This is a genomic window from Rhizobium sp. BK251, assembly GCF_004345245.1.
In the GTDB taxonomy this organism is placed as follows: Bacteria; Pseudomonadota; Alphaproteobacteria; order Rhizobiales; family Rhizobiaceae; genus Rhizobium.
In genome coordinates, this window is sequence record NZ_SLUQ01000007.1 from 68,661 (window position 1) to 84,084 (window position 15,424).

Below are 15,424 nucleotides of genomic sequence, written 5' to 3' on the forward strand. Positions count from 1 at the left end.
TAGGATGCCGACGAAATGAATACAACAGTTTCGTTCGGGCCGAATGAAAAGGCCGGGCGATGGTCTCGCCCGGCCGCTGTGGTGTTTTGAGCCTGAACCTAGAGGTGCTTGCCCGAAAGTCGCTTTCGGTGCAGCTCCTCGGCGTTCGGCAGCGCATCCTTCGGCACGCCGAAGGTCTGGCCCGGCAGGATCCGGTCTGGGTTCAAGATCTTGTCCTCGTTGGCCATATAGATCGTGGTGTAGCGCACGCCCTGCCCATAGATACGGCGCGATATCTGCCAAAGCGTGTCGCCACGGCGAATGATCACCGTGGAATTGGTCGCCGTCAGCGGTGCCTGTTCGATCGTCTTCGGCTCGACATCGCCTGCGCTGGCGACCTCGTCATCCGTCGGTGTCGGCGCAGCTGCCGAGACGCCGATCGAGCCGATCATATCGTTGAGCTTGCCGAGCGCGGCGTTCAGGCCCTTGGCGTCCTTGGGGAGCGCCTGCAGCGCTGTCAGGGCCGCAGCGGCGTTCGTGCTTGCCGCCGTCGAGGCCTGCTTCAGCTCTTCGCCGGCGTCCACGGCAGGCCTGAACTCCGAAAGCGCCTTCAGCGCGAATTCCGTGGCGGAGCGGGCCGCTGCCAGCTCTTCCACGCCCGGCACATTGCCGTTCGCGAAGAGACCCTGCAGAATTCCGAACGCTTTTGAGGCGTCATCGCGCAGCTTGTCGAGCTGGCCCTGGTCGAGCGAAACCATCGTCCCGTCATTGCCCTTCGCAACGCCTGGCGACTGCGCGGCAACCGTCACCTGGTCGCCCGCCGGGCGATTGAAGTTGACCGAGGCGCGCATCAGCGTCTTGCCGCTGTCGTCGATCACGTCGACGCGGATCTTGTGATCCCCGACGGCAAGCGCCATGACGCCGTCGACGACGAAGTGGCCGTCGGAGCCGGCCTTGGCTTCACCGATAAGCTGGTCGTCGGCATAGGCGCGAACCTTTGCGTTCGGCTTGGTCGCGCCGGCAACGAAGATCTTGTTGCGCTCGATCTCGACGGCATTGACCATGATATCGGGTGCTGCTGCGGCCGGAGCGATGCCGGAAGCGGGAGCCTCAGGCTGGGAAGTCGTGGAGTTCGCCGGTGAAGCGCTCGACGTCTCGACAGCGGGTGCGGATGGCTGCGGCGCCGTCGTGGAGCCGGCTATAGCGGTATCTGCGGAACCCGCGACGGGCGCGTTTGCAGATGCGACCTGGGATCCATCCGATGCCGGTTTCGCCTGCGGCGCGGTGATGATGCGGCTCGCTTCGCCGGGCTTGGAGACCATGGCGAGAAGTTCAGTGCCGCTGCCGTCCTTGGGAACGGAGATGGTGGCGACTTCCTCCGAAACCGTGCTCTTGCCGTCCTTGCCTGTCGCCTTGAGGACCAGCTGGTGGTCGCCGGCGGGCAGGGGGGTGTCGAGCACGGCCGCGAAATCGCCGGTCGCTCCGACGTTGGTCGTCGTGATCACGTTCTGGCCGTCGAGGACCTCGAGCTTCGCGCCCGCTTCCGCCGATCCAGCAATGACGGTCGATCCGTCGGGCTCGACGCGAAGGACGTCGAAAGAGGGGATCGTGCTGCCGTTTTGCTGCGGCGTGTTCTGCGCCTGTCCGTCGACCTGCGGTTCCGGCGCCCCTGTCAGGGAGGCCTCGGCCTTGGCGATCGCAGCCAGTGCGTCGACGATGTTTTCCGGGAGAGAATGAATGATCGCAAGTGCCTTCGAGGCCCTGTCGCGCGCCGTGGTGACCAGGGCGTTGGTTGCCTCGTCCGCTCCCTCTGGAGCTGCAAGATCGGCAATCGATTTGAGCGAGGCTTCTGCCTTTGCCTTGGCACCTGCGAAAACATCTGCCGTGGGGCCCTTGCCGTCGGCAAAAAGCGCCTTAAGTTCCGTTAGCGCTGTGCCAGCGTCCGAAGAAAGTCGTCCGACCTTTTCGGCTGTGGCTGTTGCGTCCTCGGCGGCGTTGCGCGCTGTCTTGGCACCCTCGGCCACGGTGTCCTTGAGTTCCGCGCCAGCCTGGTTGATGGCATCGCCTACGGGTTTTGCTTCCTGGCCGATACGCGGCAGGACGAAAAAGACCATAAGGATGGTTGCGGCTGCGAGTACCAGCAGGGCCAGCAGGCCCGCGCGGTTTTTCATCATCATTCGTCTCCAAGCGGCAAATTGGCCGCAACTCCAAAAATTGCTAACGATTCCCGAGGCTTTCCACAAGCATTCTCGGTTATAGTCAGGCCTTGACGAACAGGTTTTCCTTCAATTTCCTTGACTGAGCACTTGCAGAATAGTTGTTTGCACCCATGACCGAGCAATTTGTGCCGATTCGATCCATCTGTGTTTATTGTGGTTCCCGCCCGGGACGCGATCCGATCCACATGGCTGCCGCTCGCGCCCTGGGCAAGGCAATTGCCGAGAACGGCTTGCGTCTTGTCTATGGCGGCGGCACTAAGGGCATCATGGGGGCGGTGGCCAGCGGCGTTCTTTCCAACGGTGGTCAGGTAACCGGAATCATCCCTGAGTTTCTCGTCGACATGGAAGCGACGCGCCATTCCCTCGGTCAGTTGGACGAACTCATCATAACCCCTGACATGCATGCACGCAAACACACCATGTTCGAGCGTGCCGACGCCTTTGTCGCGCTGCCGGGCGGCATAGGAACGCTGGAGGAGATCGTCGAGGTCATGACGTGGGCGCAACTTGGGCGTCACGAAAAGCCGATGCTCTTCGCCAATATCGGTGGCTTCTGGAATCCCATGCTGGAGCTGCTCCGTCACATGACCGAGCAGGGCTTCATCCACACTGCCCACCGCGTCCAGCCGCTCGTCGTCGAGGAGGTCGAGGGCATCATCCCGGCCATCCTCGCAAGGGCAGCCGAACTGACCGGCGATCGCGGCGGCGAAGACGCCGTCATATCGAAGCTGTGAGCGCTATTACGACGTGACGTCTCCACGCGGAAGCCTTTGGGCTCTATGCCCGCCGGCTTTGCTTCAGCATTGACCAGCTATAAAGCAGCAGCGCCGACCAGATGAGCGGAAAGGCGATCATGCGCGCCGTGCTCACGGGCTCCTTGAAAACGAAGACCGCGATGAGGAAGATGATGGTCGGGGCGATGTACTGCATGATCCCGATCGTCGAGAGGCGCAGCAGCTTGGCGCCGTTCGCATAGATCATCAGCGGCACCGCTGTGATTGCGCCGCAGCCGAACAGGAGTGCGGTATCAGAGAGACCCGTATGGCCGAAATGGCCGACGCCCGCGAACTCCAGGTAAAGAACGTAAAGGAGCGCCGGCACGCTGAGCAGGAGCACCTCCAGGAAGAAACCCTGGTTGGGACCGACGGGCAGCGTCTTGCGGAAGAAGGCGTAGAAGCCCCAGGTGACCGTCAGGATGATCGCCACCCAGGGAACGCCGCCACTGTCGAAGGCCAGAACGGCCACGGCTATCGCTGCAAGGGCAATCGCGGCGATCTGCAGCGGCTCGAGCCTCTCCTTCAGCAGAATGGCACCGAGGAGGATGCTGAAGAGCGGGTTGATGAAATAACCGAGCGCCGCATCCAGCGCATGACCAGCCGCGATAGCCCAGACATAGGTACCCCAGTTGACGGTGATCAGCGCCGCCGTGAGGCTCGCCATGGCCAGCGTCCGGGGAGAACGGAGCGCCGCCTTTACATCCGCCGTCCGGCCGAGAATGAGCAGGATGATGCCCGCCAGAGGCAGCGACCAGATAATACGGTGGGCGATTACTTCTGCGGGCGGAATGTGCGCGAGCGCCTTCATGTAGATCGGAAGGAAGCCCCAGAGCAGATAGGCCGTCAGCGCGAAGGCGAACCCGCGTGGACTATCTTCGTTCTTGCTTGCCAGCGCAGCGGTATCGGCGGACATCGGATGTTTCCATATTTGTTCTCGTTGTGATCCCGCTTAGCTTAAGCGCCGTGAATAGGCCAATTCATTTCGGTGAACCTCGGCTCAGCCCGATTGATCCTCGTAGCCGCCTATTCCGCCGCGATCTTGCCGGCGAGCTGCCGGTTTTTCATCAGCTTGTAGATCACCGAATCCATCAGCGCCTGGAACGATGCGTCGATGATGTTTTCCGACACGCCGACGGTCCACCAGCGCACGCCGCTGCTGTCTGTGGACTCGATGAGGACGCGCGTGACGGCTTCGGTACCGCCGTTCAGGATTCGCACCTTGAAGTCGGCGAGCACGAGGTCGTCGATCTCGTGCTGGTACTTGCCGAAGTCCTTCCGCAGTGCCAGGTCGAGCGCGTTGACAGGGCCGTCCCCTTCCGCAACCGACATCAGCGTCTGCCCGTCGACCCCGAGCTTCACGACGGCTTCGGAGACGATCTTCACCCGCCCGTGGGAATCGAAGCGACGTTCGACCATGACGCGGAATCCCTCGATGGTGAAGAATTCCGGGATCGTCCCGAGCGTGCGTCGCGCCAGGAGCTCGAAGCTCGCATCGGCTCCTTCATAGGCATAGCCCGAGGCCTCACGTTCCTTGACGATGGAGATCAGCCGATCGAGCCTGGGATCGTCCTTGCCGACCTCGATGCCGCGCCGCTTCAGCGCGTTGATGAAGTTCGCCTTGCCGCCCTGGTCCGATACCATGACCTTGCGGAGGTTGCCGACGCTTTCCGGCGGCACATGCTCATAGGTGCGCGGGTCCTTGAGGAGTGCGGAAGCATGGATGCCGGCCTTGGTGGCAAAGGCCGATGCGCCGACATAGGGCGCCTGGTGATCCGGCGAGCGGTTGAGCAATTCGTCGAAGGCATGCGAAAGCCGCGTGAGCCCGGTCAGCCGTTCCTCGTCGATCGATGTCTCGAAGCGCGTGCGATAGGCGTCCTTGAGTGCCAGCGTCGGGATGAGCGTCACGAGATTGGCGTTGCCACAGCGCTCGCCGATGCCGTTCAGCGTACCCTGGATCTGGCGCACGCCCGCCTCGACGGCGGCGAGCGAGTTGGCGACCGCCTGACCGGTATCGTTGTGCGCATGGATGCCGAGGTGATCTCCGGGAACGCCATCTGCAATGACCGCTTCCACGATGGCGCGGATTTCCGGCGGCTGCGTGCCGCCATTGGTGTCACAGAGCACGATCCATCGCGCACCTGCCTCATAGGCCGTGCGGGCGCAGGCGACCGCATAGGCGGGGTTCGCCTTGTAGCCGTCGAAGAAGTGCTCGCAATCGACCATCGCCTCCTTGCCGGCCGCAACGGCGGCCTTGACGCTTTCAGAGATGCTTTCGAGGTTTTCCTCGTTGGTACAGCCGAGTGCGACCTCGACGTGGTAGTCCCAGCTCTTGGCGACGAAACAGATGGCGTCGCTCGTTGCCTGGATGAGGCTGGCGAGCCCGGGGTCGTTGGAGGCGGAAACCCCGGCGCGCTTCGTCATGCCGAAGGCGACGAAGGACGAGTGTCGCGTGCGCTTCTGCGAAAAGAAGGCGGTATCCGTCGGGTTGGCACCCGGATACCCGCCCTCGACGTAGTCGATGCCGAATTCGTCCAGCAGGCTCGCGATAGCAATCTTGTCCTCGACGGAAAAGTCGATGCCGGGCGTCTGCTGCCCGTCTCGAAGCGTCGTATCGAAGAGATAGATTTTTTCGCGTGTCATGGTGTTTCGTCCCGTCGCGGCCCGCAGACCCTTATTGTTTACCGGCGAACTTGTCCGTCGCGCGGATCAGCTTGTCGAGGATGCCAGGTTCGGAGAAGGCGTGACCCGCACCCTCGATCAGGTGAAACTCCGCCTTCGGCCACGCCTTGTGCAGCGCCCATGCATATTTTGCCGGGCAGGGCATGTCGTAGCGGCCGTGAACGATGACGCCCGGGATGTCCTTCAGCTTGTAGGCGTCGCGCAGCAGCTGACCTTCATCCATCCAGCCGGCGTTCACGAAGAAGTGGTTCTCGATGCGGGCAAACGCGTAGGCGAATTCGGCCTCCTCGAACTTGCCGCTGGTCGAAGGCTCCGGCATCAGCGTGATCGTCTCGCCTTCCCAGATGCTCCATGCCTGTGCCGCCTCGAGCGCAACGGCCCTGTCCGGACCGGTGAGACGACGGTTATAGGCGGTCATCATCTCATGGCGTTCCTCCGGGGGAATTGGGGCAACAAAGCGTTCCCACTTTTCCGGGTGCATTTCGGAGACGCCGAACTGATAGTACCAGTCGAGTTCGGCTCGGGTCAGCGTGTAGATGCCGCGAACGACGAGTTCGGAAACCCGTTCAGGGTGGGTCTCGGCATAGGCGAGCGCGAGTGTCGAGCCCCAGGAGCCGCCGAAGACAAGCCATTTTTCGACGCCAGCCATCTCCCGCAGCCGCTCGATGTCGGCGACGAGGTGCCAGGTCGTATTGGCGTTCAGGTCCGCATGCGGGGTGGACTTGCCGCAGCCGCGCTGGTCGAACAGCATGACGTCGTAGAGGTTGGGGTCGAACGCGCCGCGATGGGCGGGCGAAATGCCCCCGCCCGGGCCGCCATGCAGGAAGACTGCCGGTTTCGCGCCGGGCGTCCCGGCCCGTTCCCAATAGAGGACGTGGCCGTCGCCGACATCGAGGTGGCCGGAGGCATAGGGTTCGATCTCGGGATAGAGGGTACGGAGCACTTCGGTCATATCTTCAAACCTTCGGAGGGCCACATTTCGGTGTCGTGGTCGGGGTGCTGGAAAGAGATGATGCTTTCCTGGCGGACGTAGAAATCGGGATCCTCGAGCGTCGGCTGGTCGAAGATAGTCTCGACCCAGGAAAGGCGCGACCCGTAGTTCACCTGGATGCGCGGTGCGAGGTCGTCGCGCTCGTCGAAGGCGCCGATGGCGATCTCCAGCCCACCGGGATGGCGATAGGTGAGCGGCGTGCCGCAGTTCCGGCAGAAGCCGCGAGCGATGTTCACGGACGACTGGAAATAGTTGGGCTCGCCGCGCGTCCATTCGATACCGTCCTCCGGTGCCGTGACGAGCGCGGAAAAGAAGTTGCCGAATTGCTTCTGGCACATGCGGCAATGGCAGATCGAGGGCCGGCCAAGCTCGCCTCGGATGCGGAAACGAACGGCGCCGCACTGGCAGCCACCGGTTCGGATTTTTTCATTCATGATTTTTCCTCGGGCCATGTTTCGGTATCGCGGTCGGGATGCTGGTGATTGGATTGCTGGATGGTCCTCGCCCTTTCCACAGTCGACGCCGCCGGTTCGTGGTCGAGGCCGTCGAGCAGATGAAACCAGGGCATCTTGCTGTCGAGATTGGACTGCGCGACGGGAAGCAGCACTGACGGGTTATCCAGCGAGCCGAGCGTGACATTTATAAAGTCTGCCTCGGGAATATTGTAGAAAAGCGGCGTGCCGCAGGCGCTGCAAAAGCCCCGCCGCACCATGTCTGAGGACTGGAACCAGCTTGGCTCTCCCCGCGTAATCTCGAAGTCCTGCCGCGCGACACCGGCAAAAGGCATGAAATAATTGCCGGAAGCCTTCTGGCACATACGGCAATAACAGATATGCGGATAGGCGAGCTCGCCTTTTGCCCGGTAACGAACCGCGCCGCACTGACAACCGCCGCTGTGTGTAAGGAGCGCCGTCATCACCGCACCTCTGGCCAGGTTTCGGTGTCGTGGTCGGGATGCTGGTAGGACTCGATCTCGAGCACGAAGGGCGCCGCTTCCGCGTCTTCATCGGTGCTGTGGCCGGGCAATTCATGCAGATGGTCGACGAAGTCGATCTTCGCCTCGATGCCGTATTGGACGACCGGAGGAAATGCAGAGGGATCGTCGAATGTGCCGGCCGCGATGGCGATGCCATCAGGTGCCTCATAGGTCAGGGGCGTGCCGCAATCCGCACAGAAGCCGCGTTCGACGAAATTGGAGGAGCGGAATATCTTCCGCTGCCCGCGCGTCCATTCGAAATCCGTTCCGCGCACGGAAACGAACGGCGCGTAGTAAGCACCGAAGGCCTTCTGGCACATACGGCAATGACAGATTGACGAGTCTCTGGGCTCGCCGCGAACCCGAAAGCGTATGGCGCCGCATTGGCAGCCGCCGGCATATGTGTTGGTCATGATCGATCCCTTCCGATGACGCGCGGAATATGGGCGCACTCGTCGTCAAAATCCGTCAGGATGTCATAGTCCCAGGAGCGCGAAACCGCCCGTGCGTCACGCGTGAGCAATCTTCCCTTTATGGAGAAAGATCTCACGACGCGACGGAACGGGGCGGTCCGCGCCGCGAAGTTCACCGCTTTACCTCCCAGGTCGTCACCCGTTCGCCGGTTGCGGCATCCTTGCCGTCCTTCAGCTGGATGCCCTCGGCAAGCAGGGTATCGCGGATTGCGTCGGCTTCGGCGAAATTCCTCGCCTTCAACAGTTCGAGGCGCGCCCGGACACGCGCATCGATTTCCGATGCGACGGCTGCGTCGACCTCGGTCTTCTGCGGCAGGACCCCGAGCAGTTGGGCGCTTGCCGCAAAGACCGGCAGGACCGACCTGTCGCTGTTGGCCGCCTGCGCCAGCGAATGCAAAGCCTGTACCGCGGCAACCGTGTTGAGGTCGTTCGCAAGGGCCTCGAGCACGGAGGCATCCGGTGCCGAATTGCCCGGTTCCGCCGCTGGCCACTTCGCAAGCAGCCTCTCGGCTTCCTCCAGTCGCTTCACCGAGAAGTCGATCGGCTCGCGATAGTGCGTCATCAGCATCGCAAGGCGCAGCACTTCGCCCGGCCATTTGCGGCCGCCGAACTTCTCCGTCTCCAGCAGCTCGTAGATGGTGACGAAGTTGCCTTCCGACTTCGACATCTTGCGGCCCTCGACCTGCAGGAAGCCGTTGTGCATCCAGACATTCGCCATCGCCTTCGTGCCGTGGGCGCAACGCGATTGTGCGATCTCGTTCTCATGGTGCGGGAAAATCAGGTCGAGCCCACCGCCATGGATGTCGAAGGTCTCGCCGAGATAGCGCTCGCTCATCGCCGAGCATTCGATATGCCAGCCGGGACGGCCGCGGCCCCAAGGGCTCTCCCAGCCGGGTTCGTTCTCGTCCGAGAGTTTCCACAGCACGAAGTCGCCCGGGTTCTTCTTGTGCGCATCGACGGCGACGCGGGCGCCCGCCTGCTGCTCTTCGAGATTGCGCTTCGAAAGCTGGCCGTAGTCCGCCATGGATTTGGTGTCGAAGAGCACCTCGCCGCCGGCCTGATAGGCATGGCCGTTCGCCAGCAGCTTCTCGATGAGCTCGATCATCTGCGCAATGCTGTCTGTGGCGCGTGGCTCGACGGTCGGCTTAAGGCAGCCGAGCGCCTTCGCGTCCTCGTGGAACTGCTTCTCGGTCGTGCCCGTGACGGCGCGGATGGCCTCGTTCAACGGCAGGCCGGGATGGTCGCGCAGAGCGCGCGCGTTGATCTTGTCGTCCAGGTCGGTGATGTTACGCACATAGATGACGTGCTGCGCACCGTAGACATGCCGCAGGAGCCGGAAGAGCACGTCGAAGACGATGACCGGGCGGGCATTGCCGATATGGGCGAAATCGTAGACCGTCGGGCCGCAGACATACATGCGCACGTTCTTCGCATCGATCGGCTCGAAGTCGACCTCCTTGCGTGTCAGCGTGTTGTAGAACCTCAAGTGCGGCACGGTGCCCATTCTCATCTCCCGATGCATCAGCCAAAGACCATCGCCGGCGGGCCGGGACGTTTGTCATCTTGGTTATTTGGGAGACGAAAACGGCCAGACCAGCGCGAACGCTAGCGAATAATCTTGCAGCAAATAATGCAGATAACCGTTCTCATGGCACGCTTTATGGCCCGCCCGCGGGCTTTGGTCAAGGGCTGAGAAGCGCTCCAGCGGGGGCGGGGACAGTCGCCCCCGTAAATCGCTTGGACCGGCGAAATGCCCGAAGCGAAAGTATAGGCCCGCCGCAGCCCGATCCACCGCGACACCGGGAAATTCTGCTACAACGCGCCAAGGCAGATCGAAGGACACCGCGTGCTGAATACCTATCGAACCATCCTTGGAATCGTGGTTCTGGCCGTCGCGGTCGCCCTGTATCTGGCATACGATCGAGCGATGGCACCTTTCACTTCTCCCACGCTTGCCGACTACCCCATTCAGGGAATCGATGTCAGTCACCATCAGGGCGCCATAGACTGGCGAGCCCTGGCTGCGCAGCCGAACGTCCGCTTCGCGATCATGAAGGCGACGGAGGGTGGTGATCACCGAGACACGCGTTTTGCCGAGAATTGGAAGGCTGCAAGGGACGCCGGCATCGTGCGGGGCGCCTATCACTTCTTCACCTTCTGCCGTCCGGGTCGCGAGCAGGCGTGGAACGTGATCTCGACGGTACCGGTCGAACAGGACGCGCTGCCGATCGCGATCGACCTCGAATTTACCGGAAACTGCGGCAAGGTCCCGACGCTCGATGAATTGAGCGCGGAGATAAATGCGTTCTTTGCCGAACTGAACGGCATCTATTCCGGCAAGCCGATCTTCTATCTGGACCAGCAATTTTTCGATCAGTATCTGAAGGGCAACGAAGCCCGTTTCCCGGATCACTACATCTGGCTGCGCAGTATCGCGCAGGAGCCGCGACCGGGCGATTGCCACGACTGGTCCATATGGCAGTTCGCCGACAACGGCACGCTGGATGGCATAGACGGGCCGGTCGATCTCAACGCGTTCTGTCCGTCGGAAACGGACTTCTCCCATCTCTTCCCGACGCTGGTCGGAAGCTGATCGGAAGCGCCTATTCGGGCATCCTGTAGTCGACCATCTTCTGCTTGCGCACGAGATAAAGCTTTCCGGTCTCGGTCATCTCGCTGGAAACGAGCGGGACGAGCGACTTGGCGACCTCGGAAGGATGCGGCAGGGCCGTTGGATCCTCGCCTGGCACTGCCTGCGCGCGCATTGCCGTGCGGGTGGCGCCCGGGTTGACGCTGAGAATGCGAAGTGGCGTCCGCTGCGTTTCCGCCGCCCATGTACGGGCGAGCACTTCGACCGCGGCTTTCGAGGCGGCATACGGACCCCAGAACGGGCGACAGCTGTGGGCGACGCCGGAGGAGAGAATGAGCGCGCGTCCGGCGTCCGAGCGCAGCAGCAGCGGCTCCACCGACCGGATCAGGCGCCATGTGGCGTTGACGTTGATGTTCATGACGCGCTCGAAGACCTTGGCTTCGACATGGCCGATCGGCGAGATCACGCCAAGGATGCCGGCATTCGCGACCAGGATGTCGAGCTTGCCCCAACGCTCGAAGATGGAGCCGCCGAGCCGGTCGATCGCACCCATGTCGGTAAGGTCGAAGGGCACGAGCGTCGCGCTGCCGCCGACGGCCTTGATCGCGTCGTCGAGTTCCTCGAGACCGCCGACCGTCCGGGCGCAAGCGATGACATGAGCGCCGGCCTTGGCAAGTTCCAGCGCCGTGAAATAGCCGATGCCGCGCGACGCACCGGTTACCAGCGCGATCCTGTCCTTCAGATTGACGTTCATTCTGCCTCGGCTCCGAATTCTCAATGAAATCGAGGGGCGCAATAGGCGCCTCGGAAGCGAATGTCAAAGCCGATGCGGTTCAGCCGTTGCTGGCGAGCATGGAAATCTTGTTGCCCATCGACTCGCCGTTCTTGTCGAGCAGCCGGGTCGGATAGTCGCCGGTAAAATAGTGATCGGTGAATTGCGGGCGGGCCGGATTGCGGTCCTCGCCGCCGACGGCTCGGTAGAGGCCGTTGATGCTGAGGAACTCCAGCGAATCCGCGCCGATGTACTTCGCCATCGCTTCCGTGTCGGCGTACTGGTTGGCGAGCAGCTTGTCCGCATCAGGCGTGTCGATGCCGTAGAAATCAGGATAGAAGATCATCGGGCTTGCCACGCGGATGTGCACTTCCTTGGCGCCCGCATCGCGGATCATCTGCACGATCTTGAGCGAAGTGGTGCCGCGCACGATGGAATCGTCGACGAGCACGACGCGCTTGCCCTCGATCATCGCCCTGTTGGCCGAGTGCTTGAGCTTGACGCCAAACGCACGGATCTGCTGGGTCGGCTCGATGAATGTCCGCCCGACATAGTGGTTTCGGATGATGCCGTATTCGAAGGGGATGCCACTCTGCTGTGCGTATCCGAGCGCTGCCGGCGTGCCGCCGTCGGGCACCGGCACCACGACGTCTGCGTCGACAGGCGCTTCCTTGGCGAGATTGACGCCCATGTTCTTGCGCGCGACATAGACGCTGCGACCGCCGACGACCGAATCCGGGCGGGCGAAATAGACATATTCGAACAGGCAGAGCCGCTCGGGCTGCGTATTGACCGGCTTGCGGGCGTCGATCGTGATCGAGCCGTCGGGCTGGATCTCGCAGATGATCACTTCGCCGTTCTCGACGTCACGAATGTACTTCGCACCGATGATTTCGAGCGCACAGGTCTCCGAACAGAAGATCGGCTTGCCGTCGAGCTCGCCCATGACCAGCGGACGAATGCCGATCGGGTCGCGGGCGGCAATCAGCTTGGTGCGAGTGGTGGCCAGCATCGCGTAGCCACCTTCCATCTGGCGGATGGCGTCGATGAAGCGGTCGGCGGTTGAGGTGTGGCGCGAACGAGCGATGAGGTGGAGAACGACTTCCGTGTCCGACGTCGACTGGCAGATGGCGCCGGTCGCGATGATCTGGCGGCGCAGCGTCAGGCCGTTGGTGAAGTTGCCGTTATGGGCAATCGCGATGCCGCCGACTTCGAGTTCGGCAAAGAGCGGCTGGACGTTGCGCAGGGCAACTTCGCCCGTCGTGGAATAGCGCGTATGGCCGATGGAGATAGAGCCGGGCAGCTTCGCCAGGACCGCCGGGTTCGTATAGTGGTCTCCGACCAGGCCCATGTGCTTTTCGGTATGGAACTGCTTGCCGTCGAAGGTGACGATGCCGGCCGCCTCTTGCCCGCGATGCTGCAGGGCGTGCAGCCCGAGCGCCGTCAGCGTGGCCGCGTCGGGATGGCCTAGAATGCCGAATACGCCGCACTCCTCGTGCAGGGTATCTCCATCGATATCGTCCTCGACCGTAAAGGAATGGGATTCATTCATCGCTGCGGGCCTCTGTTCTGACGAGGTTGGATCGTCTATTCCAAAAATGGCTTAAGTCCGGCGGAGCAGTTGCCCGGCCGGACTTGGGTTCATTTCCCGCTCAAATGGCGATTGCCATTCGACAGGTCAAGCTCTTGAACACTGTGTCAATCCGCTGGCGCCTGCGCGTCTCCGGCGGGCGGCACTCCTTCCGATGGCGTTGCCTCGCCTGCGGGCGCGTTTGCGCCCCCTTCCGTTCCTTCCGGTTGCTGTTCCTTGTCGAAGATGCTTGCCCGGACCATCTGGGCAAATTCCTCCGGCAATACGGACTGCAGCTTCACCACGAGAGAATCGAGGAACGGCTTGGATTTTGCGTTGTTCACCCAAGACGGGCGATGATCGGCATCGACGAGCCAGTTCCAGAAGGCGACGGCCACCACGAGCAGGAGTATGCCGCGCGCCGCGCCGAAGAGAAAGCCCAAAGTGCGGTCGAGAGCGCCGATGCGGCTGTCTATGATGAAGTCCGCGATCTTCATCGTGATGAACGAGATGACGATCAGCGCGATCAGGAAGACGACGGCCGCCGAGCCGATAAGGGCGATGCGGTCGTCATCGGTATAGCGCTTCGCGTAAGGCACCAGGTAGGGGTACAGGTAATAGGCGGCGGCGGCGGAGCCACCCCAGCTCGCTATCGACAGAACCTCGCGGGAGAAGCCCCGAACCATTGCCAGAACGGCGGAGAAAAGCACGACGCCGATGACAATACCGTCGAAAATCGTAATGGGCATATAAATTCAACTCCAGGACCTGCCATGTCGCCATGGCTTCGTCGTGCTGCGTCAGGCGCTTCCTATAGCATCACCGTCGTGCGTGATGAAGGTGTCAAACCTCGTCCTCCACACGCTGCAATGCGCCCTTCGACCCGGCAATGCGCGCAACAAGGTCGGGAAGGCTTTCGATCTCGTTCCAGCGACCGCCATTGCCCTTCGGCAACTCAGCAGAAGCAGCGGGAAGGAGCGCTGCGGAAAAACCGAGCTTCTCGGCCTCTTTAAGCCGTTGAGCAGTTTGCGAAACCGGCCGGACAGCGCCCGATAGGCTGACTTCGCCGAAATAGACGCAATCGGCCGGAAGAGCAATACCTGCAAGCGAGGAAACGAGCGCCGATGCAACGGCAAGATCCGCGGCCGGCTCGCTGACGCGGTAGCCGCCGGCAATGTTGAGGTAGACGTCGTGCTGACCGAGCCGGACCCCGCAATGGGCCTCAAGAACGGCGAGAATCATCGAGAGCCTGGCCGAGTCCCAGCCGACGACCGCGCGCCGCGGCGTGCCGAGTGAGGTCGGCGCGACCAGCGCCTGCACTTCCACGAGGATGGGTCGCGTCCCCTCCATGCCGGCGAAGACGGCTGCACCGGGGGACTTGGCATTGCGTTCGCCGAGAAAGAGCTCGGATGGGTTGGCAACCTCGCGCAGGCCCTTGTCCGACATTTCGAAAACGCCAATCTCGTCGGTCGGGCCGAAGCGGTTCTTGACCGTGCGCAGGATGCGGTAGTGGTGCCCGCGGTCGCCCTCGAAATAGAGGACGGCATCGACCATGTGCTCGACGACGCGCGGGCCGGCGATCTGGCCGTCCTTGGTGACATGGCCGACGAGGACCATTGCCGCGCCCGTCTGCTTGGCGAAGCGGATCATGGCCTGCACTCCAGTGCGCACCTGCGTCACCGTGCCTGGGGCGGATTCGGCAAGCTCGCTCCAGAGCGTCTGGATGGAGTCGATGATGACAAGGTCGGGCCGTTTGCCCTCGGCGAGCGTCGCGAGGATATCCTCGACATTTGTTTCTGCCGCGAGCATCACGTCCGTTTCGGCTGCGTTCAGGCGCTGGGCCCTGAGGCGCACCTGGGCGACCGCCTCTTCGCCCGAGACGTAGATGATCTTGTGTCCGCGCCGCGAAAGCTCTGCCGCCGCCTGCATGAGGAGCGTCGACTTTCCGATGCCGGGATCGCCGCCGACGAGAACGGCCGAGCCGCGCACGAAACCGCCGCCCGTTGCCCGATCGAGTTCCGAAATGCCGGTGTGGATGCGCGGGGCTTCCTCGATCTCGCCGGAAAGCGCCGTCAGGGCGACCGGACGACCCTTTCTCGGCGTCTTCGACGGTCCGCCGCCGATGCCGCCCATCGGGTCTTCCTCGACGATCGTATTCCACGCGCCGCAGCCGTCGCACTTGCCGGCCCAGCGGTTATGCACCGCCCCGCAGTTCTGGCAGATGAATTGGGTCCTGGCTTTGGCCATCCGGTCATGCTTTCGAATATGCCTGCCATCGCTGATCGCTGGGCGGCCAAATCTCGCCGCCGCGCGAATCACGGCCGACCGCCACATAATGGGAGGAAAAGACGGAGGGAAGAACGATAATGTTCCCTCAGCTTCTCAGAGCGGCTTCAGAA

The 15,424-nt window shown here is 62.5% G+C and carries 14 protein-coding genes; 2 read left to right on the plus strand and 12 right to left on the minus strand.

What is annotated here, in order from left to right; all coding sequences use genetic code 11:
- Window positions 1-98 precede the first annotated feature (98 nt).
- The gene (locus EV286_RS18320) at window positions 99-2,153 is read right to left on the minus strand and encodes an Ig-like domain-containing protein (protein WP_132959031.1); all 2,055 of its coding nucleotides are present in this window, start codon (window positions 2,151-2,153) and stop codon (window positions 99-101) included.
- A gap of 155 nt (window positions 2,154-2,308) precedes the next feature.
- On the opposite strand from EV286_RS18320, the gene EV286_RS18325 reads away from it, so the two are divergent.
- Window positions 2,309-2,932 (plus strand): TIGR00730 family Rossman fold protein, encoded by a 624-nt coding sequence (locus EV286_RS18325; RefSeq protein WP_132958607.1) that lies wholly within the window; start codon window positions 2,309-2,311, stop codon window positions 2,930-2,932.
- Window positions 2,933-2,975: 43 nt separating this feature from the next.
- Here EV286_RS18325 and rarD read toward each other — a convergent pair whose 3' ends face one another.
- The 7 genes from rarD to cysS form a co-directional block, all read right to left on the minus strand.
- The gene (rarD, locus tag EV286_RS18330; RefSeq protein ID WP_132958608.1) at window positions 2,976-3,887 is read right to left on the minus strand and encodes an EamA family transporter RarD; all 912 of its coding nucleotides are present in this window, start codon (window positions 3,885-3,887) and stop codon (window positions 2,976-2,978) included.
- A gap of 110 nt (window positions 3,888-3,997) precedes the next feature.
- Window positions 3,998-5,614, minus strand: coding sequence for a citramalate synthase (cimA, locus tag EV286_RS18335; RefSeq protein ID WP_132958609.1), 1,617 nt, complete (start codon window positions 5,612-5,614; stop codon window positions 3,998-4,000).
- A gap of 31 nt (window positions 5,615-5,645) precedes the next feature.
- A complete protein-coding gene (gene pip, locus EV286_RS18340; RefSeq protein ID WP_132958610.1) occupies window positions 5,646-6,605 on the minus strand; it encodes a prolyl aminopeptidase in 960 nt (319 codons plus the stop codon).
- Entirely contained in the window at window positions 6,602-7,078 is a 477-nt protein-coding gene (locus tag EV286_RS18345) for a GFA family protein (protein ID WP_132958611.1), read from the minus strand. Before EV286_RS18345 ends, pip begins: the two co-directional genes overlap by 4 nt.
- Window positions 7,075-7,560 (minus strand): GFA family protein, encoded by a 486-nt coding sequence (locus EV286_RS18350; RefSeq protein ID WP_132958612.1) that lies wholly within the window; start codon window positions 7,558-7,560, stop codon window positions 7,075-7,077. Before EV286_RS18350 ends, EV286_RS18345 begins: the two co-directional genes overlap by 4 nt.
- Complete coding sequence (locus EV286_RS18355) at window positions 7,560-8,033, minus strand: GFA family protein (protein ID WP_132958613.1); 474 nt, start codon at window positions 8,031-8,033, stop codon at window positions 7,560-7,562. Before EV286_RS18355 ends, EV286_RS18350 begins: the two co-directional genes overlap by 1 nt.
- Before the next feature lie 172 nt (window positions 8,034-8,205).
- Window positions 8,206-9,597 (minus strand): cysteine--tRNA ligase, encoded by a 1,392-nt coding sequence (cysS, locus tag EV286_RS18360; RefSeq protein WP_132958614.1) that lies wholly within the window; start codon window positions 9,595-9,597, stop codon window positions 8,206-8,208.
- Between the two features lie 342 nt (window positions 9,598-9,939).
- On the opposite strand from cysS, the gene EV286_RS18365 reads away from it, so the two are divergent.
- Entirely contained in the window at window positions 9,940-10,686 is a 747-nt protein-coding gene (locus EV286_RS18365) for a GH25 family lysozyme (RefSeq protein ID WP_132958615.1), read from the plus strand.
- A 10-nt stretch (window positions 10,687-10,696) separates the two neighbouring features.
- Here EV286_RS18365 and EV286_RS18370 read toward each other — a convergent pair whose 3' ends face one another.
- The 4 genes from EV286_RS18370 to radA all read right to left on the minus strand — a co-directional run bounded on the left by EV286_RS18370 (window position 10,697) and on the right by radA (window position 15,272).
- Window positions 10,697-11,437 (minus strand): SDR family NAD(P)-dependent oxidoreductase, encoded by a 741-nt coding sequence (locus EV286_RS18370; protein WP_132958616.1) that lies wholly within the window; start codon window positions 11,435-11,437, stop codon window positions 10,697-10,699.
- Window positions 11,438-11,516: 79 nt separating this feature from the next.
- Window positions 11,517-13,007: an amidophosphoribosyltransferase gene (gene purF / locus EV286_RS18375; protein ID WP_132958617.1), complete on the minus strand. Its 1,491-nt coding sequence runs from the start codon at window positions 13,005-13,007 to the stop codon at window positions 11,517-11,519.
- Window positions 13,008-13,153: 146 nt separating this feature from the next.
- Entirely contained in the window at window positions 13,154-13,774 is a 621-nt protein-coding gene (locus EV286_RS18380; protein WP_132958618.1) for a CvpA family protein, read from the minus strand.
- Window positions 13,775-13,868: 94 nt separating this feature from the next.
- Window positions 13,869-15,272, minus strand: a complete 1,404-nt coding sequence (gene radA / locus EV286_RS18385; RefSeq protein WP_132958619.1) for a DNA repair protein RadA — start codon at window positions 15,270-15,272, stop codon at window positions 13,869-13,871.
- Window positions 15,273-15,424: the final 152 nt, after the last annotated feature.